Origin of the sequence: Arthrobacter zhangbolii (assembly GCF_022869865.1) — a bacterium.
GTDB lineage: Bacteria > Actinomycetota > Actinomycetes > Actinomycetales > Micrococcaceae > Arthrobacter_B > Arthrobacter_B zhangbolii.
Genome location: NZ_CP094984.1, coordinates 3,086,991 through 3,108,154 on the forward strand (window position 1 = coordinate 3,086,991; position 21,164 = coordinate 3,108,154).

A 21,164-nucleotide genomic window follows, 5' to 3' on the forward strand; every position below is an offset into this window, starting at 1 on the left:
GCCGGCAGGCGGCGTGACAGGCGGGGGCCGCTACCGCGCCTGGACCGTGCCCCGGCAGATCTGCACGTAGCGCGCCGCCAGTTCCTCCGGGCTGAGCGGACCGCCGGCCCGGTACCACTGGGCAACACCGGTGCACATGGTGGTGACCGCCCGGCTGGCGTCCTTGGGATACCGGGTAGCGAACCGGCCCAGCCGGGACCCTTCGGCCACGACGTCGTCCAGCAGCTTCTGCTGCCGGTCACGGGCGGCGATGTGGCCGGCGCGGGCGGGGCCTTCCAGGCTGCGGATCTCGCTGGCGGCAATAAAGGCGTGCTCCCAGCGGTAGGCATGGACCAGCACCAGGCATTCGACCAGCAGTGCAAACCGCGCCTCCACGTCTTCCCCGGCCTCGCGGAGCGCCGCGCTGCTGCGGGCGTAGAGGTCCGCCATCGCGGATTCCGCAATGCCCACCAACAATGCCTGCTTGGACGGATAGTGATGGTAGAGACCCGGGACCGAGAGTCCGGCATGGGTGGCAACGGTGCGGATGGCCGTGCCGTGGTAACCGTGCTCGACAAAGCAGTCCAGGGCCGCGCCCAGCAGGGGCGGCAGGGCGGGAACGGAGAAGTCGCGCCAGTTCGGCGGCGTCCCGGCGGCTGTCATGGCACCCTTTCGATGGATTCTCCGGCACTCTGTGACTCTTGACACAGCTGCGGTGTCTCCATCAGACTACCCATACCGAGCGGTCGCTCGGTAGTTGATGACGGAAGTTGGCGGAGCAGATGACGGAACAGACACCGGAGCAGCACATACCCGGAACCGGCGCACGGTTGGAAGGCAAAACCGCCATTGTCACCGGCGCCAGCCGCGGTATCGGACTCGCCATCGCCCGCCGTCTGGCCGCCGAAGGCGCCCGCGTCTGCATCACCGCCCGCAATATCGGCCCGCTCAAGGAAGCTGCCGCCGAGTTCCCGGAAGGCAGCGTGCTGGTGGTTGCCGGCAAGTCCGATGACCCGGACCACCGCGCCGAGGTACTGGAGACGGTAACCCGCGCCTGGGGGCAGCTGGACATCCTGGTCAACAACGCCGGCGTTAATCCGGTCTACGGTCCGCTGACCGAGCTGGATCCGGCCGCCGGCCGGCGGATCCTGGACGTCAATCTGCTCGGCACGCTGGGCTGGGTACAGGACGTCTGTGCCTACGCGGCCCTGGATTTCACCGGCCGCGGCGGGGCCATCCTGAACCTCTCCTCCGTCTCCGCCCAGACCCCGGCGCACGGCATCGGGTTTTACGGCATCAGCAAGGCCGCGGTTGAACAGCTCACCCGGACCCTCGCCGTGGAACTGGCCCCCAGCGTGCGCGTTAACGCTCTGGCGCCCGCCGTCGTCAAAACACAGTTTGCCCGCGCCCTGTACGAGGGCCGGGAGGAAAAAGTCAGCGCCTCCTATCCCCTCAAACGGCTCGGCACCCCCGAAGACATTGCCGGCGCTGCGGCCTTCCTGGTCTCCGAGGACGCCGCCTGGATCACCGGGCAGATCCTGAACCTCGACGGCGGCCTGCTCGCGGCCGGTGGCTCAGCCTAAACGCCGCTGGTTCCGCATTCTCCCCCGCTTCCTTCGCCGCGTTCCCGCCGCGTTCCCCGCCAAACCCAAAGGACCCGCCATGAGCCCCGCATCCCTGCCCCCGGAGATCGAAGACCTGCGCCTGCGCACCCGTGACTTCATCCGCGGCACGGTGATGCCCGCAGAGCCGCGTCCCGGCGAGGTGGTGCCGGAGCCGCTGCTGAAGGAACTTCGCGAAGCCGCGAAGGCGGCCGGCGTCTTCGCCCCGCATGCACCGCGCGACTACGGCGGCCAGGGAGTGCCGCTGGAACACTGGTCCCCCATCTTCCAGGAGGCAGGCTACTCGCTGATCGGACCGTCCGCATTGAACTGCATGGCACCCGATGAAGGGAACATGCACATGCTGCACCTGATCGGCAGCGAGGAGCAGAAGCGGCGCTATCTCGCCCCGCTGGTCGCCGGGGATGCCCGCTCCTGCTTCGGCATGACCGAGCCCCATCCCGGCGCCGGATCCGATCCGGCGGCCCTGCGCTCCCGTGCGGAGAAAGTCGACGGCGGCTGGCGGATCACCGGCCACAAACGCTTTACCAGCGGGGCCAACAACGCCACCTTCTGCATCGCCATGGTCCGCACCGATGCCGTGGACGGCGCACCCGCCGGAGCCACCATGCTGCTGGTGGATATGGACGCCCCCGGGGTACGGATCGGCGAGCAGCTGCACACCATGGACCGGGCCATCGGCGGCGGACATCCGCACGTGCATTTCGAGGACGTCTTTGTGCCCGACGGCGCCGTCCTCGGCGCGCCGGGCGAAGGCTTCCGCTACGCACAGGTACGCCTGGGCCCGGCACGCCTTACCCACTGCATGCGCTGGCTCGGCCTGGCCCGCCGCTCCCTGGACATAGCCCTGGACCGCACCAACCGGCGCGAGATCTTCGGCTCCGTCATGAACGAACTCGGCCTGGCGCAGGAAATGATCGCCCAGTCAGTCATTGACATTGAAACCTCCGACGCCATCATCACCAAGACCGCCGCCCTGCTGGAGGCCGATGCCAAGGCGGGCTCCGCCCTGTCCTCCGTGGCCAAGGCACACACCTCCGAGGCGGTCTACCGCGTGATCGACCGCAGCCTGCAGCTCTGCGGCGGCGACGGCGTCACCGACCGGCTGCCCCTGGCCTCCTACCTCAACGAGGTGCGGGCGTTCCGCATTTACGACGGCTCCAATGAAACCCACAAGTGGGCCATTGCCCGCCGGGCCTCGTCCGGCCGCCGCCGCGAGGTGGAGCACGGCGCCCCCTATCTTGCCGACGTCACGGACGCGGCCGGTCCCGCGGCCGGCAGCACACTGACCGACGACGCCGCGTTCCCCGCCGATGCGAAAGCCTGAACCCATGCACACCACCCCTGACGGCACCGAAGTAGTAGCCACCCGCGCCGAGGCAGAGGCTCTGGCATCCCCGCCGCTGCTGATCCTCGACGAAGTCACCGCGTTTTTCGACACCCACGGTCTTGGCGCCGGGCCACTGGCCTGGGCCTCCATTGGCGACGGGCAGTCCAACGTCACCTACCGGATCCGGCGCGGCAATGAAGACTTTGTGCTGCGCCGCGGCCCGCGTCCGCCGCTGCCGCGCTCCACCCATGACATGGTCCGCGAGGCACGGATCCAGCAGCTGCTGCGCGTGCAGGGCGTACCCGTGCCGGAAATCCTGGCCGTCTGCGAGGACGAGTCGGTGCTCGGCGTGCCCTTCTACGTTATGAACTACCTCGACGGGCTGGTCATCACCAACACCATTCCGCCCGCCCTCTCCTCGCCGGAGGACCGCCGGGCCACCAGCGCCGCCGTCGTCGACGCGCTGGTCCGCATCCACTCAGTGGACGTGAGCAGCGGGGATCTGGCCGGTTTCGGCAAACCCGAGGGATACCTCAGCCGCCAGGTGTCCCGGTTCTCTTCCCTCTGGGAGGTCAACACCATGCGCACCCTGCCCGACGTGGCACGCATCGGCGGCTGGCTGGCCGACAACGTGCCGGACAGCCAGGCCGCCGCGGTGCTGCACGGCGACTACCGGCCGGGAAACCTGATGTTTGCCCCGCAGTCCCCGGCCCGCGTCATCGCCATCCTGGACTGGGAGATGTCCGCCATCGGGGATCCGCTCGCGGATCTGGGGTACCTCACCGCCACGTATTCCGAGCCCGGCAGCGAGTCCACCCCGCTGGAGCTCACCGGCGTGACCCGGCACCCCGGGTATTTCACCCGGGAGGATGTCATTAGCGCCTACCGGGAGCGGATGGACCTGGACCTGACCGCGCTGCCCTGGTACCAGGCCCTGGCGCTGTGGAAGGCATCCATCTTCTGCGAAGCCATCTACACCCGCTGGCTCAAGGGCGAGCGCCCGCATGACACCGTGTTCGGCCCCTCGCTGGAGGAAGGCGTGCCGCAGCTGCTGCGCACCGCGGCGCAGTTCGCCGGGCTGGACCGCGCTGCACTGTAGCCGCCACGCGGTCCGCCGCCCGGCGTTGGTCAGGGAACGACGACGGCGCGGCCCAGCAGCTGGTTGTTCTTCAGCTTCTCGTAGGCGGCCGGGGCATCATCCAGGCTGAAGGTCTCGGTGTGCACGTTGATTCCTTCGCTGCGGGCGAGATCCAAAACCTCAAACAACTCCGAGCGGGAGCCCCAGTAGGGGGCACGGATGGAGGTTTCCCAGGCAGAGGTCGCCGCCATGCCCACCGGCAGGGTGCCGGCACCGACACCCACCAGCACCTGATCCCCCTGCGCCGCAAGCATCGCCTGGCCCAGGTCCAGGGTGGCCTGGTTGGTCACGAAGTCAAAGACGGCGTCCACCCCCCGGCCGCCGGTCAGGTCCCGGACCAAGGCCACCGCCCCGGGCTCGGACGGGAAGGTGTAGTGCGCTCCGACGTCGGTGGCCAGGTTCAGCTTGGCCTCGTCAATGTCCAGTGCCACCACGGTGGCAGCCGTCATGGCCCGCAGGATCTGCACCCCCACGTGGCCCAGCCCGCCCACGCCGATCACTACGGCGGTGGAGCCTGAGGGCAGCTTATCCAGCGACCCTTTGATCGCGTGGTACGGAGTGAGGCCGGCGTCCGTCAGGGAGACATTCTGCACCGGGTCCAGGTCCCCCAGGGGCACCAGGTGCCGCGGGCTGTCCACAATCAGGTATTCCGCCATGGCCCCGGGGGCGCCCAGCCCGGGCGGGGCGATGCCAAGTGCCGCGGCGTTCCGGCAGTAGTTCTCCTTGCCGCTGGAGCATTCGTAACACATCCCGCAGCCCCAGGGACCGTAGACGGCCATGGAGGTGCCGACGTCGATGTTTTGCACGCCGTCGCCGATCCGGTCCACTACCCCGGCGGCCTCATGTCCCAGCGTCAGGGGCAGTCCGTAGATGTATTCGCCCTCCGGCAGGCTCATGATGAATTCATCCGAGTGGCAGACCCCGGCGGCGGTGATCTTCAGCCGCACCTGGCCCGGTCCCGGTTCGGGGGTTTCGATTTCCACCACTTCGGGCGGCGCGCCCAGGGTGCGGTATTGAAGAGCCTTCATGGCGTGCTCCTACTCTCCGCACCGGCGAAGCTCCGCCGCAGGTACGGGTGGATGGCTTTAGCACCTTAATCGTTGCACCCGGGCTCCGGTTGCACAGCCCCTGCGCGGCCCCGGTACCGTGAGGGGCATGAAGAATCCGCTGCTTTCCCTTGCCCTTGCCGCTGTGTCTGCTGCAGGTACGCTCAGCCGGCCCGCCGACTGGTCCCCGTCCCTGCGCCGCCTTTACATCCTGGCACCGGGCGCAGCCATCGGCGCCATCAGCGTTGTGGCAGTGCAGAAGGGCACCCGCAAGGGCAGGGAACTGGCGGCCGCCTCAACGGTTGACCTGGTTACCCCGTTCACGGCCGCGGGTGAGGACGGCGCTGCGGGTGAGGCAACCGCGCCTTCCTATCTGCGTGCAGCCGGTTCCGCGCCGCGAACCCCGGCCATCGCACTGGCCGGCATGGCTGCGCTCGTGGGGGTCACCGTCAGCGGCGTTTTGGCACTGACCCTGGCACTGGATGAACAGGTTGAGAAATGGTTGGTCCGGCGCGGGGCGGCCCGTCCCCGGTGGGTGATGGCGGCGGCCGCCGCCGCCTCTTCCCTGCTTCTGGACTATGCCTTGGACGGGGCAACGGACTCCGGGGACTCCGGGAAGTCCAAGGGCTGACCAGCCCCCCCTATCCGCACACCGGACAGCCGTCAGCCGAACAGTGCCGCTGCCCGGCTGAGGGTCTGAAAGACGCCGTACGCCAGCGGAATTCCCACCAGCAGCCAGCTCACTGTGACCATCGCTTTGTTGCTCATGCGTGCTCTCCGTCCGGGGTTGGTGTCTGCGCCGGAGCCTCCGGCTCGGACTTCGGTTCGTGGTGGCGGGAGTGGACCGGTGTCACCAGCAGATTCGCGATGAACCCGACAATCAGCAGGCCCACCATGGTCAGCAGGGCGGGATAGTAGGCCCCCGCGGTCAGCTCGCCGGGAGTGCCTTGCGCGTCCAGGAATGAATTGACGATGAGCGGTCCGGCAATCCCGGCCGCGGACCAGGCGGTGAGCAGCCGGCCGTGGATGGCGCCCACTTGGAAGGTGCCGAACAGGTCCCGCAGATAGGCCGGAACCGTGGCGAATCCGCCGCCGTAGAAGGACAGGATCACGAAGGCCAGCGCTACGTAGAGGATGGTGGAGGTGTCTCCGAAGAAGGAGAGCAGGGCGTACAGGATGGCGCCGCCGCCGAGGTAGAGCATGTAGATGCGTTTGCGGCCGATCAGGTCCGAGGTGGCGGACCAGACAAAGCGGCCGCCCATGTTGCCGATCGAGAGCAGGCCCACGAATCCGCCGGCAACGGCGGCTGTGACCAGGGACGCGCCGTCGGACTGGCGGAAGAAGTCCTGGATCATCGGCGCGGCCTGTTCCAGGATGCCGATACCGGCCGTCACGTTGCAGAAGAGCACAATCCAGACGAGCCAGAACTGCCTGGTCTTGATGGCGTTGGCTGCCGAGACGTGGTTGGTGGTGACCAGGGATTTGGCGGCGACGGCGGAGGGATCAAAGCCCGCCGGTTTCCAGTCCGCGGCCGGAACCCGGATGGTCGCGGCGCCGTACAGCATGTAGATCAGATAAATGGCTGCCAGGGTCAGGAACAGCTTGCCCACCGCGTCCCCGCTGGCCACCCATCCCGGGGTACCCGAGGCCGGATCGTAGAAGGCCAGCAGCGCCGAGGACAGCGGGCTGGCAATCAGTGCACCACCGCCGAATCCCATGATCGCCATGCCCGTGGCGAGCCCGGGCCGGTCCGGGAACCACTTGATCAGGGTGGACACCGGGGAGATGTAGCCGATGCCCAGGCCGATGCCGCCGATCACCCCGTATCCCAGATACAGCAGCCAAAGCTGGTGGGTGAAGATCCCCACCGCTCCCACCACGAAGCCGCCCACCCAGAACATGGCCGAGACAAACATCGCCTTTCGGGGTCCGTTGGCATCCACCCAGGTACCCATCACAGCTGCCGAAAGCCCCAGCATCACGATGGCAATCGAGAAGATCACACCGATCTGCGTGAGGCTGGCGTCGAAATAGTCCACCAGCGCCGTCTTGTAGACGCTGGTGGCGTAGACCTGGCCAATGCACAGATGGACGGCCAAAGCGGCCGGCGGGATGAGCCATCGGTTGAAACCGGGCGGGGCGATGGTGCGGTTGCGATCCAGCCAACTCATACGGACTCCCTTGTCAGGCTGCGTCGTGCTCAGACTGTGTGTAGGAGTCAGGATGCGCCCTGAAGAACGCCGTGTCCCGGAATGACACGCGTTTTGCCGTATCGCAGGAAAACATACCGTGCAACCTACTCACCGGTAACTAATTTCCCAAAACGCTTGCTTTGTTACCGCTGGGTAGCTTAGATGTAACAGACATCACACTCACCCGGGTCGGTTTCGTCATCTGCGGAAACGGACCGGACACCATGCATTCGCGAAGGCTGCGCCCACCGGCGTGCTGCACGCAGCTCAGTCAGTCTCGACCCGTATGAAGCAGAAAAAGGATATTCAATGACGAGTTCCACGTCCGGGCGCGCATCATCCCGCCCGCACACACTTTTAACCGCCCTTTTGGCGTTGTTCCTGATCCTCCTGCTGGCCTTCTTTGTGCTGTTTACCGGCAAGGTGGCCGACGGCGCGGTGCAGCTGAGCGATGGTGCTGAGCGTGCCTCCACCGGTGCAGGGGACCTAAAGGAAGGCGCGGCCAAGGCCAAGGACGGTGCAGACAAGGTCGCTGCCGGCTCCAAGAAGGTCGACGACGGCGCCAACACCCTGGCCAACGGCATCTCCTCCGCCAAGGCCGGCGTGACCACACTGAAGGAAGGCGCCACCACGCTCGATGAGGGTGCACTGAAGCTCCTCACCGGTGCCGAGGCTGCCAACACCGGCGCCAACAAGCTTGCTGCCGGTGCCACCACTGCCAACAGCGGCGCCGGCCAGCTGGTCGTGGGCGCCAACAGCGCATCCGAGGGCGCCAACCAGCTCGCCAACGGCGCTACCACCGCCAACAACGGTGCGAAGGAGCTGCAGGCCGGTGCGAACAGTGCCGCTGACGGTGCGGGCAAACTGGCCGCCGGTGCCACTGCGGCAAACACCGGTGTCAAGGAACTCAAGACCGGCGCCAGCTCGGCCGCATCCGGCGCCAAGCAGCTGGCTGAGGGCGCTAAGTCGGCGAAGGACGGGTCGACCCAGGTGGCTGGCGGGGCCAACGAGCTTTACAAAAAGATGGAGCCTCTCTACGAGAAGGCACCCGCCCTCGCAGGGGGCGCGCAGCAGGTTGCAGACGGGATTGCAAAGGCGGCACCGGGAGCTGCCGCCGTCAACGGTGGAGTGCTGCAGATTGACGCCGGCATCAACACGGTTCAGGAAGGCCAGTCCGACACGGTGGCCAATCAGATCAAGGCTGACCTCGTCCCCTACGGCCCGAACGGCGAGTCCATGGGCGCCGCCGAACTCGAAGCCGCTGCAGACCGCATTCAGCTCCTGCCGGAAGCTTTCGGAGGCGGAAAGGAACCGGCCGATCGCCTGCGCCTGGCGGCAGCGAAACTTGAAGGCCTCGAGCGTCTGGTTGCCACCATCGATCTTGGCCTTCAGGGCAACGGAACCCCCCAGCAGCCGGGCCTCAAATACGGTGCCGCCGCAGTCTCCGACGGCTTGGCCCAGCTCAACGATCCTGCCGCTGCGCCAGCACTTGCTGCGGGAGCCGGCCAGGCCGCGGAAGGTATCGAACAGCTTTACGCAGGAGCAGGCCGGCTCTCCGCCGGCGCGACGGAACTCGATAAGGGTCTGGAAGTTCTGAAGCAGGGTGCTGATGCCCTTGCTGAGGGCAACGGCAAGCTCGCCGCCGGCGCAGGCACCCTCGCCACCGGCCTCGGCGCCCTGGAGAAGGGTTCGAAGGACCTCGTTGCAGGCAACGGCAAGCTCGCCGCCGGTGCAGGCAGCCTCGCCACCGGCCTCGGCACCCTGGAAAACGGTGCGTACACGCTGGCCGACGGCAACGGGAAGATCGCCGCCGGCGCAGGCTCCCTGGCCACTGGGCTGAGCACGCTGGAGACCGGCGCTTACACGCTGGCCGACGGCAACTACAAGATCTACGATGGCACCATCAGCCTGGCTGACGGCACCGGCCGCCTCTCCACCGGCACCGAGTCCCTGGACGAGGGCGTCACCAAGCTCGACGACGGCGGCAAGACCCTGACCGCAGGCACCAAGGACCTGAAGAAGGGTGCAGCGGACCTGGCTGACGGCAATGCCAAGCTCGCCGAAGGCAGCGAGACGCTGGCCAACGGCAACGGGGACATCGCCGACGGCGCCGACACCATGCGGGCCAGCACCACGGCCCTGACTCCGGGCGAGATCCTCACCTCCCCGAAGATCCTCGCCGTGCTGATCCCGCTGCTGCTGCTGCTGGTTCCGATCGGTATGCTGGTCGCCGGTACCCGCCGCAACGCACAGCACTAGCGTTTCGGAGCACCACCGCATCACCTCGCACCACTAAAGGAAGGGCAGGAACCGCAGCCGCGGTTCCTGCCCTTCCCCGTTAACGGGAAATGTGATGCCTAGCGTGCGGCGAGGTTCAGCTCTGCGGAGATGCGTTCCGCCGCTCTGCGCAGGGCGGGGATGGCACGGCCGGCAAACCCTTCATCCACGCGCGACACAGGACCGGAGACGGAAACAGCGGCAGGTGTGGGTGCGTTCGGCACCGCCATCGCGAAGCACCGCACGCCGAGTTCCTGCTCCTGCTCGTCGATGGAATAGCCGCGCTCCCGGATGCGTGCCAGGTCCGCCAGCAGCGCTTCGGTGCTGCCCAGGCTGTAAACGGTAGGGGTAGGCATGCCGGCCCGCTCCACCATGCTGCGCACCTTCGCATCGGGCAGCTGCGCCAGGATGGCCTTGCCGACGCCGGTGTCATGGGTGTGTGCGCGGCGCCCCACTTCAGTGAACATCCGCATGGAGTGCTGTGACGGGACCTGCGCAATGTAAACCACCATGTCGGCGTCGAGCACCGCCATGTTGGCGGTCTCGCCCAGCTCGTCCACCAGTGCCTTCAGATGCGGCAGGGCCACCGAGCCCAGCTGCTGGTTTGCCCCTTCGCCCAACCTGATCAGCTTCGGGCCCAGGGCGTAGCGCCGGTTGGGCAGCTGCCGGGCGTAGCCCAGTGCCACGAGGGTGCGCAGCAACCGGTGAATGGTGGGAAGGGGCAGACTGGCGGACGCGGACAGTTCGCTCAGCGTCACTGCACCGCCCGCATCGGCAATCAGTTCCAGCAGTTCAAAGACACGTTCCACCGACTGCACGCCGGATCCGGCGGCTCGTTCAGCCATAGTTGACCCTCCCGATACTCTCCCCGGAGTTTATCGCATCGCGGAAAAGCGTTCTCGCTCTGAGGGAGCTATGTCCCCTTGCGCATCAGGGTGACCGCCAGCGCACCGGACTCGGTGGTTTCCTTTTGGGTCAGGGTGTATCCGCCCAAATCGGCCGGGCTGCTGAACAGCCGCTTGCCCTCACCCACGGTTACCGGCAGCACCATCAGCCGGTAACCGTCCACCAGGCCGGCCTCATACAGGGAGCGGGCCAATTGGTAGCTTCCGTGCACCTGGATTTCGCCCATGCCGTGGGACTTGATCTCCTCCACTTTGTGCATCACGTCGCCGCGGATCACGCGGGTGTTGTGCCAGCCCGGGTTCTCCAGCGTGGAGGAGACCAGGTACTTGGGCATGTGGTTGAGGTGGGTGGCCACGAAATCAAACGGATCGGTGTCCGCTTCCCAGAATGGCCACAACATCTCGTAGGTGTTCCGACCCAAAAGCAGGGCATCCCCGTGGCCGAACCACTCCCCGCCTATGCGGGCAACCTCGGCGTCCATGTGCGGAATCATCCAGCCGCCGTGGGTAAATCCGCCGGAGGTGTCCTCATCGACGCTGCCCGGGCCCTGCATCACGCCGTCCAGCGTCAGGAAAGTATTGACAGTCAGTTTCACCGGACACCCCTGTTCCTCGCCCTCGTTCCAGCGTCGGCCCGGGGGGAGCGGGTGTCAACGGTCGGCGGGCAGCCTGGGCGCCGCCGTCGTCCTACCAGATGTGGGGAGCAGGACGGCGGGTGCTCGGCAGGGCCACACTGGCGCGCCATTCCTTGATCCATTCAGGGAGAACAAGGTCCGACGGCGGAACCGCGCCCACCTTCTTGAAGATCTCCTCGTTGGACAGCGGGCCGTTCTTCGAGAGGAACCTGCAGCCAATATGCGCGCTGGCGTAAATCTCGCCGTCGGCGACCATCCGCTGCTCCAGGTAGATCGCCCGGTCATCAAAACCGACAATCCTGGATTCGATGGTGTAGCGCTGATGCAGCTGCAGCGACTTGCGGAAGCTGATGGTCTCGTTGTTCACCACCGGGCTCCACTTGTGCTTTTTCATCAGATCCCACATGCCGCTGCGCACCAGCAGGTCGAACCGGCCCAGGTCCATCAGCGAGAGGTACATGCCGTTGTTCAGGTGCATCGCCACGTCAATGTCCGTGACCAGCACCCGCATGGGCACGGAGGAGGACTCAAAGAACCCCAGCTTGGGGCGGCGGCGGGCGCGGAAGAGGATCAGGATGGTGCGCAGAATCAGGTGCATGGCCGCTATATTACCGCTCAGTAACTTAGTCCGGTAGACGGCGCGGTTTCTTTTCCTTCCCGCGTCGCCGCCGCTGCCAGGCACCCGCCCTTCCGTGAGTTCCCACACCACTCTGTCCCGCCGTCGTCGGCCGCGCTAGCCTGCCCGGCATGCATACCCTTGTTGTCCTGTACGGGCACCCGCTGGATCACGATGCGTTTCGGACGCACTTCACCACCGTGCACCTGCCGCTGGCCCGGAACATTCCCGGCATCCGCGGCTTCCGACACTCGCACCGGCTCACTGCACCGGAGGGTACGGCACCCTACTTCGCCCTGTTCGAGGCGGATTTCGACGACGAGCCCGCCATGCAGGAGGCCATGACCACCGCCGAGGGCCAGCTGGCCAACGCCGACATCCCCAACTTCGCCAGCGGCGGGGTGACCGTTTTCACCTACCGGCGCTAGCTGCGCGGGCACTGTCAGTCCTCCCCGGCCACATGCTTGTACCCGCGCCGGCGGCCGTCCATCCACAGGATGACATCCATGACCCGCAGGGTGGAGACCGGGGCGGGCAGGTCCGCGCGGCTTTGAACGGCTGCGAGCCGGCGGGCCAGGTCCCTGTCATCCATGGTCAGCAGGGAATGCCATTCCTCCCACTGCGTGAGTGACGTGCCCAGACCGGCGCTTCTCGCCACCGTCGCATCCCAGATCGGGATGAGTTTGGGCCGCTTCCGTGCCAGCAGCTTGCTGGCCTTGCCGGCCCCCGTCTTCCACTGCCCGCCCTTGTAACCGCGGAAAAGATCCCAGAGCAGCCAGGCCGGGCTTTCCTTGCCCAGCACGTGGAAGTACTCCACGGGAGTGACATCCTCCATGGCAAGGTCCGCCGGGATGAGTTCCAGCAGCTCACCTATCTGGGCTGCCTTGGTTTCGAGCAGGCCTACCACCGCCGGACCGGTAATTTCCTCACCCAGCAGGGCAAGGGCCACCAGGTCATCGGCGGTGATGCGGTTCGCGACACCCGGTGCGTCCCCTCCGCCGGCCCACGTATCGAACCGCGCGCCGGTCCGCACATGCCCGGAGGTGAGTTTCTGCCGGTAGTAGCGGTGCAGGAGGTCCGCGGCGTCGTCGATGTGCTTGGCATCCAGGATTGCTGGCAGGTCCACGGTGTCCACCTCACTCGGGAGCGGTAATCAGGCCCTTCAAAACCATCCAGTCATAGGCGACGTCGGCCGGCTCCTCGCCGTTCACGTCCACTGCCAGGTTCATTTTCCTCAGTTCCTCGTCCGTCAGCAACGGTGCGATCTGGGCGAAAACGGCTTCGAGTTCCGGATATTCCTCCAGTGCTTTCGTGTTGAAGACCGGTGCGGCGTTGTAGGCGGGGAAATACGCCAGATCATCCTCCAGGATGGTCAGCCCCAGTGAGTCGATCCGCCCGTCCGTGGCAAAGACCTCGCCGAAGTTGCATTCGCCGGTATCGGTGGCCGAATACACGGCGCCGGTGTCGTAAATGCCGATGTTGCCCTCCGGGACACCCTCAGGTGAGCCGCGGGGGAGGCCGTAGCGTTCCAGCATCGGGTTCATGCCGTCGGGTCGGGAGTTGAATTCCGCCTCCAGGCAGAACGTGCGTTCCTCCACCGGCAGGGCGGCAATGTCTGAAATGCTCTCCACCCCCAGTTCCTCCGCGGCCTCATTGCGGATGGCAAACGCATAGGTGTTGTTCATGGGCGCGGGTGCCCCCCACGTCAGACCGTTGGCCAGATCCGCATCGTGTACCGCCTGCCACTGCTCCTGTTTGTCCGCTATGCCTTCGGTCATCCCCAGGTACGCAATCCAACCGGTGCCGGTGTACTCCCACGTCACAGCCGCCTGCCCGGAAACCATCAATTCGCGGGCCGGTTGGCTGCCGGGAATGTTGGTCAGGTCGGTGACCTCGAACCCGGCGGCCCTGGTGGCCAGCACGGAGATTTTGCCCAGGATCAGCTGTTCGGTGAAGTTCTTCCCCGTGACGGTAAGTTTCGCGTCATCAGGCAGGCCTTCGAGCGGCTGGATCAACCCGGGTTCGGCGTCCGGAACGTAGGAATCTGCCGGCTGCAGGCCGCATCCGGTGAGCAGCAGGCCGAAGGCGGCACCTGCTGCTGCGAACCGTAAACGGGCCGTTGACCGCGTCTTCATCAGAGTCCTTTCGGCCGGGCCATGTGTTCCACAACGCGCCCGATCCAATCCACGATCAGGGCGAGCAGGGCCACCAGCACGGCACCGGCCACCAACACGGTGGTGAGGTTCAGGTTCACTCCGGTGGTGATGAGGATGCCCAGCCCGCCGCCGTTGACGAAGGTCGCCAGGGTGGCGGTGCCTACCAGCAGCACCAGTGCGGTCCGCACCCCGGAGAGCATGATCGGCACGGCCAGCGGAAGCTCAAGTCTGAACAGCACGCCAGTCGAGCTCATTCCCACGCCGCGGCCGGCTTCTACGATGCGCGGGTCCACCTGCTGCAGCCCCACCATGGTGTTCCGCATAACGGGTAACAGGGCATACACCACCAGCGCAGTGACTGCGGCCCGGAATCCGAATCCGAGCCAGAAGGCCAGCAGTACCAGCAGCCCGATCGCCGGTGCCGCCTGCCCTATATTGGCCACGGCCATCACGGGCCCGGTGATCCGGTGCAGCCGCCCGCGTGTCAGGACCACGCCCAGCGGGATGGCAATCACCAGCACAATCACCGCGGCAACGCCGGTGAGGAGCAGATGCTGCACGGTGTAGTCCCAGAGGGCCGCCGGGGCCAGAGTGGTGCGCTCGGAGGCACTCAGCTCCGCCGTGCTCAGCCACAGCGTCAGCAGTGCAAAGGCCACCGCGATTCCTGCCAGCTGCAGGATCAGCGGACGCCACGACGCCGGCGCGGCACCATCCTGTGCCTGGGTCTGGGCCGCCGCCTGCGAAGCCACCGCGCTCACTGCGGTGCTCCGGTGCCGGCGACGTCCTGGACGGGGACCGGGTCCCCGGCACGCTGGATCATGCCGCTGTTGATGCCCACCGGCGCACTCGATGACCCCTGCTGCGCGGCGTCGTTCGCTGCAGTGATGGCCTCCATCACGGTCTGGACTGTCACCATGCCCAGGAAACTCTCGCGCGGCCCGGTGACCAGTGCCGCGCCGGTGCTGGAAACCAGCATGGTGTCCAGGGCGTCGTTCAAAGTTGCCTGGTTACCGATCACCGGAAGCCGCGGATCAACGGCGTCGGTGTGCCGGTCCAGGCGGCTGAGCTGGCGGCGGGAAAGCCATTGGATGGGCCGGCCGCGTTCATCGAGCACCACAGCATTCTGTTCGCCGGCTCCCTGCAGGCGCGAGAGGGTGTCGCTGGTGAGGTCCCCGACAGATGCCGTCACGGGCATCACCAGATCCACTTCGTTGACGCGGGTCAGGGTCAGCTGCTTCAGCCCGGCACCGGAGCCGATGAAGTTCTCCACAAATTCGTTGGCCGGACTGGCCAGGATGCGTTCCGGGGAGTCGTACTGCACCAGCTGGGCGCCCTCGTCAAAGATGGCGATCCAGTCGCCCAGCTTCACCGCCTCGTCGAAGTCATGGGTGACGCAGACAATCGTCTTGTGCAGCTCGGACTGGATATGCAGGAGTTCGTCCTGCAGCCGCTGGCGGGTGATCGGGTCCACGGCGCCGAACGGTTCATCCATCAGCAGCACCGGCGGGTCGGCCGCCAGGGCACGGGCCACACCCACCCGCTGCTGCTGTCCGCCGGACAGCTCCTTGGGATACCGGTCCCGGTACAACGCCGGGTCCAGGGACACCAGTTCCAGCAGTTCGTCCACCCGTGACCGGATACGTTCCTTGTCCCAGTTCAGCATTTTCGGAACCACGGCGATGTTCGCGGCCACGGTCATATGCGGAAACAGCCCGCCTGCCTGGATCACGTAGCCAATGCCGCGGCGCAGCTGGTCGCCGTCGATTCCGGTGACGTCTTCGCCATTGAGGATGATCCGGCCGCTGGTGGGTTCGATGAGCCGGTTGATCATTTTCAGCGTGGTGGTCTTCCCGCAGCCCGAAGGACCGACCAGCATGACAATGCTGCCTTGCGGGATCTCCATGGTCAGTCCGCCGACAGCCGGTTTCTCCTGCCCCGGGAATCGCTTAGTGACATCTTCGAGCAGGATGCCGGCACCGGCGGCCCTACCGCCGTTTGAGGGGATTTCAGTCTCAGACACGGATACCTCGCGGGGTTGTGAGCCGGCCGAGGCCGACCAGGAGCAGGTCCAGGATCAGAGCCAGCAGGATTACGCCGACGACGCCGACCACCACCGATTGGAGGGAGTTGGCACCGCCCAGCCGGGACAGGCCCGAGAAGATGAATCCGCCCAGGCCGGGGCCCAGGGCATAGGCCGCGATGGCGGCAATGCCCATGACCATTTGTGCAGAAACCCGCACCCCGGCCAGAATGACCGGCCAGGCCAGGGGCAGTTCAATCCGCAGCAGGGTACGCAGCCGGCTCATGCCGATTCCGCGTGCGGATTCCACGACGGCGGGTGAAATCCCGGACAGGCCCACCACCGCATTGCGGAGGATCGGAAGCGTCGCGTAGAACGCCACCACAATCACCGCCGGTGTGGCCCCGAATCCGACCGGAGCTATCAGCAGGCCGATCAGGGCAAAGGACGGCAGTGTCAGGCCTACGGCCGAGACGGCGTTGGCCACACCGGTAAGGGTCTTATTACGGTAGACCAAGGCCCCGATGAGCACGGCAATGACGGTGGCCAGGATCAGGCACTGCACCACCAGGCTGAAGTGCTGCCATCCGGCGAAGAGGATCTGCTGATACCGGTCCGCCACGAATTCCCACACATCAAGACCTCTTCGCTCTGGCTAGGAAAGTACCCTGGGCTCCGTTCCGGTCCTGCTGAACGGTTGCCGTGCAACGGCCGGGCCGCTGCTTTTTCCAGTTGCTTCTTCCCATTAAGCGCTGATCGGCCCGGAACCGGAACAACCCCGTGCTTGTACAGCGGGTTTACCTTGGTTTCCGGTCCGGGCGTTTGCCGCGGCTTCAGGTTCATGAGTCCGGGTGGGGCCGGTGTGGGTGCAGCACCACTGGGTCGGACTCCATGCTTTCCGACGCGCTCCGCCCGGTTCATAGCGCCACAGCACAGGCGGGTTTACCCAGTCTGCAAAAATCGACCGGTTTGGGAAATAACAGCCACTGCGCGGCGGAGGGATTTCCCAAACTGGCAGGGAAACACACAAACCGGAGCGAAACCGCTGTGCTGACGTCCGGCACCACCGGTGGCACGACGAACCATCCCTTGCGCGGTTCCGGGACGCCTTCGCGCTACGCAGTCGCGTGCTCGCTGAACCCTTTGGGGCGGCCCTGCAGCTAGTCTTCGCGGGGCTTCACGATCTCGATGACCACGTTGGTTCCACTGTCGGGGTGGTAGCTCCACGAGGCAGAGAATTCTCCCCATTCGGCGCTTTGCCGGCCGTCCATGGCCCGGGTGTTGCCCAATCGGCTGTCCACTGCATCGGGTATGTCCAATGCACGCAGGACACAGTCGACCTGGGCATCATCCGCTTCATCGCCGCCGAGGTAATCGTCGTAGCCTTCGGTGTCCATGGTCAGGCTCTGGCCTTCATCCCCCAGCTCGATACCGGCCTGGTCGGTTAGGCCGCAGCCGCGTACAGCCTCGGTCAGGGCCATCGATGGCTCCGGCTCAGATGAGAGATCGATCTGGGCGAACAGGAGCCCCGCACCCAGGCCCACCACGAGTCCAGCACCAGCGAACAGGGCATAGTTCCGCCGGTGGGATACCGGTTCGGGCGCTGTCCGGTAGGGTTCCGGCCTGTACGGTGCCGTCTGTGCGGAGGAAGAGTTCAGCGGTTCGGCGCGCGGAGGCGGCGGTACTGCCATGCCGCCGGCGGCGGGAGGAGGCGGTACCGCACTGCCACTGTCGGCGTTGGCTGGTGCAGGGGTCTGCGGGTCCGGCGTCATATTGTTTTCCTGCATTACTGCTTCTCCCATTTGCCGCAGCGGCTGGACTTGAAGTCCTGGCCCTCCGAGATTGTCACTGACGGCCGGCCGCCGCCGGGAATGTCGTTTTCGATGATGTCGTCGCCGTTCGAACCGCTGCGGTAAATGCCCCAGTAACAGCTGGACCCAACGTCCGTCGTCGTGGTGTAGGTGCCGGCACTGATGGACTTACCCACCGTCCAGGTCCCGTCGGTGATGGTGTTGGCGGCCTTTTTGGCTTCGGCGGAGGTCACGGCCGTTTCACGCGCCTTCACTGCGGTTTCCGCGGCGGCAACTGCGTCCTCCCGCTCGCCGACCTTCTTCTCCCGGTCATAGATCCCGGCGGAGAGCTTGTTGTAGTCCGTCTTCATTGCGTTGTAGTCGCTCTGGGACTTCTCCAGCTGGGCCTGGCGCTGTGCGGACTCCTCACTCAGCGCCGCGTATTCGTCGCTCCGGGTCGGATCGGTCAGGAAATGACCGCCCACGGCACCGCCTGCCAGCAGCACGACGCCGGCCACTGCCAGCCAGATCCGCTTGCCTTTCCGTGCGCCTGGGGCATCGGGGCCGACCTGCTTCGCCGCCTTTGCCGCTTTGCGGCGCTTGCCCGCCTTGGCTTCCTTGCCGGCCTCGCTGACGGGGGTATCCGAGGCGGGCGGAGCGGGCGGCGGCGGCATCGCAGGTGAAGGGATCTGGTCGGGGCTGCGTTCTTGCATGGTGCTGTTCATTTCTGGGAAAGGCCACAAAGCGGGATCCGCTCAGGCACCTTAGGTGCCGTCCTCCATTACTGTCGGCACCGGCCGCTCCGTGGTGCACACCATACACAGTGACGATGGTCACGGCAGGTCCTCCACGCGCAGCCAGCCAGGCCGAAAGGGCCGCCGCAAGGCTCCATACTGCCCGTGATTATCCCCGGATATGTCCCCGGCGTCCCCTAGAGTGTCTGTCCATGGACTCCCCGCCGCCGATCGCCTACATCGTCTTCGGCGTCGGCCTTGTGGTTCTTGGGCCTGTGTCCCTCGTGATGGGCATCCGGGCCTACACCGGACGCTATACGTCATGGCTTGCGCTGAGGGTGGCGACAGGCTCCACCGCCAAGCACTCCCGTCTGGGATTCGTTTGCTTTTGGGGAGGGTTGATGTTCACCGGGGCCCTGGCGGCGATCAGCCTGGGCCTGGTGGGCATGCCGGAAACCCTCGTCCGGGTGATTGCCGTGCTTTCATGGTCCATTGGCTTGCCGATCGCCATGATGCACCAGTATTTCCTGCCGAAATTCCTCCGGCCCGTGCTGCTGCCGCAGTGGTACCGGGAGTGGGAAGCCGCCCAGTTTGAGCGCGAGGAACGCGAGGATCAACGACGCCGTGCCCGGCGCCAACGCCGCCGGGAGAAACGCCGGAAGGAAAAAGACGCCGCCAGGCGTTAGCGCCGGCGGCCTTCCTGGCCCCGCAGCGCCTTCCAGGCACCGGTGGACCACATCGCCCAGATAACCAGCAGCGGCTGGAAGAAGAGCCGGACCAGCCGCGCGCGGTCCGAGTCCAGCCCGAAGGCGTCAGTATGCGTGACGTATTGGGAGATGTTGCCCGGGAAAATGGCAATAAAGAACGCGGCAGCAGCCAGTCCCACAGGTACCCGGCGTTTGCGCAGCAGGATCAGTTCGGCCCCGAGGCTGAGTTCGGCGACGCCGGAGAGCAGCACCACGGCGTCCTCGTCCAACGGCACCCAGTCCGGAACCTGGGCCTGGAATTCCTGCCGGGCAAAGGTCAGGTGCGAGGTCCCGGCAAAAGCCAGGAACGCACCGAGGGCGACGGCGCCGGCCCGCCGGGGTTTCGACGTCGGCGGGGCAGGGCGGACAGCAACGGCACGAAGCTTGGAAAGTGCAGACATGCCCCGACGCTAGCATCCGCTGCGCGGCCCCACACCCGCACCCGGCCCCTCGCGCATGCCGGAAGCCCGGCACAGATCACGCCATGTGCCGGCCTAGGTCAGCCGGTTATAGGCCAGCTGCGCCAGTGCCGCGGCCTGGTCCCCCAGCACCGAATCGTCGAATACCACCCGCGGCGAGTGGTTCCAGGCCGCGGTCACGGGATTGACCTCCGGCGGGGTGGCGCCCAGGAAGAGGAAGGTGCCGGGTACTTCGTTCAGGATGAGGGAAAAGTCCTCCGAGCCCATCAGCGGGTCCCGTGATTCAATCACCCGGTCCTCGCCGAAGATCTCCCGCAGCCCGATCATGGCTTCGCTGGTCCGCCCGGCGTCATTGGTGGTGACCGGATACCGGATGGTGAAGTCCACGTCGACGCTGCAGCCGTGGGCGGTGGCGATGCCTTCGGCGAGCGCCTTGGACTCCACAATGACCCGGTCCAGGGATTCCTCCGAGAGGGTCCGCACGGAGGCGCCCAGCCGCGCGGTGTCCGGGATGACGTTGATGGCTTCGCCGGCGGAGAGCTGGGTAACGGTCAGCACGATCGGGTCAAAGGCGGAGAACCGCCGGGTGGCCATGGTCTGCAGTGCGGTGGCAATCTCGGTCAGCGCGGGCACCGGGTCAACGGCGGTCTGCGGCTGGGAGCTGTGCCCGCCGGATCCCTTCACCGTGATGCGCAGTTCGTTTGCTCCGGCCATCAAAGTGCCGGGCTTGGTCCGGAAAACACCCAGCGGGCCGGGCCGGACGTGGATCCCGTAGGCCGCGACGGGACGTTCACCGGCGGCGTCGAGCACTCCTTCATCAATCATCAGGCTGGCCCCGTCATGGCCTTCCTCCCCGGGCTGGAACATAAAGATGACGCTGCCGGAAAGGTCTTCCTGCTGCGCGCACAGGAGCCGGGCGGCACCCACCAGGCCGGCGACGTGCAGGTCATGGCCGCAGGCGTGCATATTGCCATTGCCGGAGGCATAGTCCAGGTCGGTCAGCTCGGCGACAGGCAGGGCATCCATATCCCCGCGCAGCAGCACCACCGGTCCGGGCTCTGCACCCCGCAGCACGGCAATCACCGAGGTGGACTTCACTCCCAGCGTGATCTCCAGGTCAAGGCCCTCCAACGCTGCCAGGACCTTCGCCTGCGTCAGGGGCAGGTCCAGGCCGGTCTCCGGTTCGCGGTGCAGGGACCGCCGCAGCGCCACGAGCTCCGGGAGGATCGCCTGTGCTTCTTCTACAAACATGCTTCTAGTCCTGTCATCCGCGCTGATGCCCGGCTCCGGGGTCTCCGGCTGCCGTTACTTACGCAGTAAATCACTCCTTTCCCGCAGGCACAGCCTTCGAGACGGTCCGCTACCGTCCCGGACGGTAATCCAGCGGCCAATCCCATCGAGTGGTACTGATGTCCCCCTGGGGGAACCACTCGCCCCACCAGCACCACTGGATGGGAAATGCTGCCGACCGGCGGGCCCCAAGCCCGCGACGTTCATCCCTGCGGCGGACCGGCGACGTTCATCCCTGCGACGGAGCCTGCGGCACCGGCCCGGATCCT

23 protein-coding genes are annotated in these 21,164 nt (G+C 66.3%); 7 read left to right on the plus strand and 16 right to left on the minus strand.

Features of this window, described 5'->3' with window-relative positions; translation table 11 throughout:
• Positions 1 to 30 precede the first annotated feature (30 nt).
• Positions 31 to 642 carry a TetR/AcrR family transcriptional regulator gene (locus tag MUK71_RS14370; RefSeq protein ID WP_227902731.1) on the minus strand — a complete coding sequence of 204 codons (612 nt, stop codon included), beginning with the start codon at positions 640 to 642 and terminating at the stop codon, positions 31 to 33.
• 119 nt (positions 643 to 761) lie between these two features.
• Here MUK71_RS14370 and MUK71_RS14375 point away from each other — a divergent pair, with 119 nt between their 5' ends.
• From MUK71_RS14375 to MUK71_RS14385, 3 genes are all read left to right on the plus strand, one after another.
• Positions 762 to 1,562: an SDR family oxidoreductase gene (locus tag MUK71_RS14375; RefSeq protein WP_227902733.1), complete on the plus strand. Its 801-nt coding sequence runs from the start codon at positions 762 to 764 to the stop codon at positions 1,560 to 1,562.
• Positions 1,563 to 1,641: 79 nt separating this feature from the next.
• Positions 1,642 to 2,928 (plus strand): acyl-CoA dehydrogenase family protein, encoded by a 1,287-nt coding sequence (locus MUK71_RS14380; protein ID WP_227902735.1) that lies wholly within the window; start codon positions 1,642 to 1,644, stop codon positions 2,926 to 2,928.
• Positions 2,929 to 2,932: 4 nt separating this feature from the next.
• Positions 2,933 to 4,030: a phosphotransferase family protein gene (locus MUK71_RS14385; RefSeq protein WP_227928475.1), complete on the plus strand. Its 1,098-nt coding sequence runs from the start codon at positions 2,933 to 2,935 to the stop codon at positions 4,028 to 4,030.
• Between the two features lie 29 nt (positions 4,031 to 4,059).
• Here MUK71_RS14385 and MUK71_RS14390 read toward each other — a convergent pair whose 3' ends face one another.
• Positions 4,060 to 5,097 (minus strand): NAD(P)-dependent alcohol dehydrogenase, encoded by a 1,038-nt coding sequence (locus MUK71_RS14390; protein WP_227902737.1) that lies wholly within the window; start codon positions 5,095 to 5,097, stop codon positions 4,060 to 4,062.
• A gap of 127 nt (positions 5,098 to 5,224) precedes the next feature.
• On the opposite strand from MUK71_RS14390, the gene MUK71_RS14395 reads away from it, so the two are divergent.
• Complete coding sequence (locus MUK71_RS14395) at positions 5,225 to 5,746, plus strand: hypothetical protein (RefSeq protein ID WP_227928473.1); 522 nt, start codon at positions 5,225 to 5,227, stop codon at positions 5,744 to 5,746.
• Positions 5,747 to 5,778: 32 nt separating this feature from the next.
• Here MUK71_RS14395 and MUK71_RS16345 read toward each other — a convergent pair whose 3' ends face one another.
• Positions 5,779 to 5,883, minus strand: a complete 105-nt coding sequence (locus MUK71_RS16345) for an MFS transporter small subunit (RefSeq protein ID WP_423723643.1) — start codon at positions 5,881 to 5,883, stop codon at positions 5,779 to 5,781.
• Positions 5,880 to 7,286 (minus strand): OFA family MFS transporter, encoded by a 1,407-nt coding sequence (locus MUK71_RS14400; protein ID WP_227928472.1) that lies wholly within the window; start codon positions 7,284 to 7,286, stop codon positions 5,880 to 5,882. Before MUK71_RS14400 ends, MUK71_RS16345 begins: the two co-directional genes overlap by 4 nt.
• A gap of 390 nt (positions 7,287 to 7,676) precedes the next feature.
• On the opposite strand from MUK71_RS14400, the gene MUK71_RS14405 reads away from it, so the two are divergent.
• Positions 7,677 to 9,566: a YhgE/Pip domain-containing protein gene (locus MUK71_RS14405; RefSeq protein WP_244802784.1), complete on the plus strand. Its 1,890-nt coding sequence runs from the start codon at positions 7,677 to 7,679 to the stop codon at positions 9,564 to 9,566.
• A 98-nt stretch (positions 9,567 to 9,664) separates the two neighbouring features.
• Here MUK71_RS14405 and MUK71_RS14410 read toward each other — a convergent pair whose 3' ends face one another.
• The 3 genes from MUK71_RS14410 to MUK71_RS14420 form a co-directional block, all read right to left on the minus strand.
• On the minus strand, positions 9,665 to 10,429 hold the full coding sequence (locus MUK71_RS14410) for an IclR family transcriptional regulator (protein ID WP_227928470.1): 765 nt from the start codon (positions 10,427 to 10,429) through the stop codon (positions 9,665 to 9,667).
• Between the two features lie 68 nt (positions 10,430 to 10,497).
• Positions 10,498 to 11,085 (minus strand): dihydrofolate reductase family protein, encoded by a 588-nt coding sequence (locus MUK71_RS14415; RefSeq protein WP_227928468.1) that lies wholly within the window; start codon positions 11,083 to 11,085, stop codon positions 10,498 to 10,500.
• A 91-nt stretch (positions 11,086 to 11,176) separates the two neighbouring features.
• Entirely contained in the window at positions 11,177 to 11,722 is a 546-nt protein-coding gene (locus MUK71_RS14420; RefSeq protein WP_227928467.1) for a thioesterase family protein, read from the minus strand.
• 149 nt (positions 11,723 to 11,871) lie between these two features.
• On the opposite strand from MUK71_RS14420, the gene MUK71_RS14425 reads away from it, so the two are divergent.
• Positions 11,872 to 12,168 (plus strand): EthD family reductase, encoded by a 297-nt coding sequence (locus MUK71_RS14425; protein ID WP_227928466.1) that lies wholly within the window; start codon positions 11,872 to 11,874, stop codon positions 12,166 to 12,168.
• Positions 12,169 to 12,182: 14 nt separating this feature from the next.
• Here MUK71_RS14425 and MUK71_RS14430 read toward each other — a convergent pair whose 3' ends face one another.
• The 7 genes from MUK71_RS14430 to MUK71_RS14460 form a co-directional block, all read right to left on the minus strand.
• Positions 12,183 to 12,866, minus strand: a complete 684-nt coding sequence (locus tag MUK71_RS14430) for a DUF6308 family protein (protein WP_227902750.1) — start codon at positions 12,864 to 12,866, stop codon at positions 12,183 to 12,185.
• A 10-nt stretch (positions 12,867 to 12,876) separates the two neighbouring features.
• Positions 12,877 to 13,875, minus strand: coding sequence for a glycine betaine ABC transporter substrate-binding protein (locus MUK71_RS14435; protein ID WP_227928464.1), 999 nt, complete (start codon positions 13,873 to 13,875; stop codon positions 12,877 to 12,879).
• Positions 13,875 to 14,645 (minus strand): ABC transporter permease, encoded by a 771-nt coding sequence (locus tag MUK71_RS14440; RefSeq protein ID WP_423723737.1) that lies wholly within the window; start codon positions 14,643 to 14,645, stop codon positions 13,875 to 13,877. The genes MUK71_RS14435 and MUK71_RS14440 overlap by 1 nt, the downstream gene beginning before the upstream one ends.
• Before the next feature lie 5 nt (positions 14,646 to 14,650).
• Positions 14,651 to 15,916: an ATP-binding cassette domain-containing protein gene (locus MUK71_RS14445; RefSeq protein WP_227928462.1), complete on the minus strand. Its 1,266-nt coding sequence runs from the start codon at positions 15,914 to 15,916 to the stop codon at positions 14,651 to 14,653.
• Entirely contained in the window at positions 15,909 to 16,550 is a 642-nt protein-coding gene (locus MUK71_RS14450; RefSeq protein WP_227902756.1) for an ABC transporter permease, read from the minus strand. The genes MUK71_RS14445 and MUK71_RS14450 overlap by 8 nt, the downstream gene beginning before the upstream one ends.
• A 526-nt stretch (positions 16,551 to 17,076) precedes the next feature.
• Positions 17,077 to 17,703: a hypothetical protein gene (locus MUK71_RS14455; RefSeq protein ID WP_227928461.1), complete on the minus strand. Its 627-nt coding sequence runs from the start codon at positions 17,701 to 17,703 to the stop codon at positions 17,077 to 17,079.
• Complete coding sequence (locus MUK71_RS14460) at positions 17,703 to 18,419, minus strand: Rv1352/Rv1906c domain-containing protein (RefSeq protein WP_227928459.1); 717 nt, start codon at positions 18,417 to 18,419, stop codon at positions 17,703 to 17,705. Before MUK71_RS14460 ends, MUK71_RS14455 begins: the two co-directional genes overlap by 1 nt.
• Before the next feature lie 233 nt (positions 18,420 to 18,652).
• Here MUK71_RS14460 and MUK71_RS14465 point away from each other — a divergent pair, with 233 nt between their 5' ends.
• Entirely contained in the window at positions 18,653 to 19,126 is a 474-nt protein-coding gene (locus MUK71_RS14465; RefSeq protein WP_227902761.1) for a hypothetical protein, read from the plus strand.
• On the opposite strand, the gene MUK71_RS14470 is transcribed toward MUK71_RS14465, so the two are convergent.
• Entirely contained in the window at positions 19,123 to 19,587 is a 465-nt protein-coding gene (locus MUK71_RS14470; protein ID WP_227928458.1) for a DoxX family protein, read from the minus strand. The two genes, MUK71_RS14465 and MUK71_RS14470, sit on opposite strands and share 4 nt — an antisense overlap.
• Positions 19,588 to 19,680: 93 nt before the next feature.
• Positions 19,681 to 20,856, minus strand: a complete 1,176-nt coding sequence (locus MUK71_RS14475; protein ID WP_227902764.1) for a M20 metallopeptidase family protein — start codon at positions 20,854 to 20,856, stop codon at positions 19,681 to 19,683.
• Between the last annotated feature and the right edge of the window lie 308 nt (positions 20,857 to 21,164).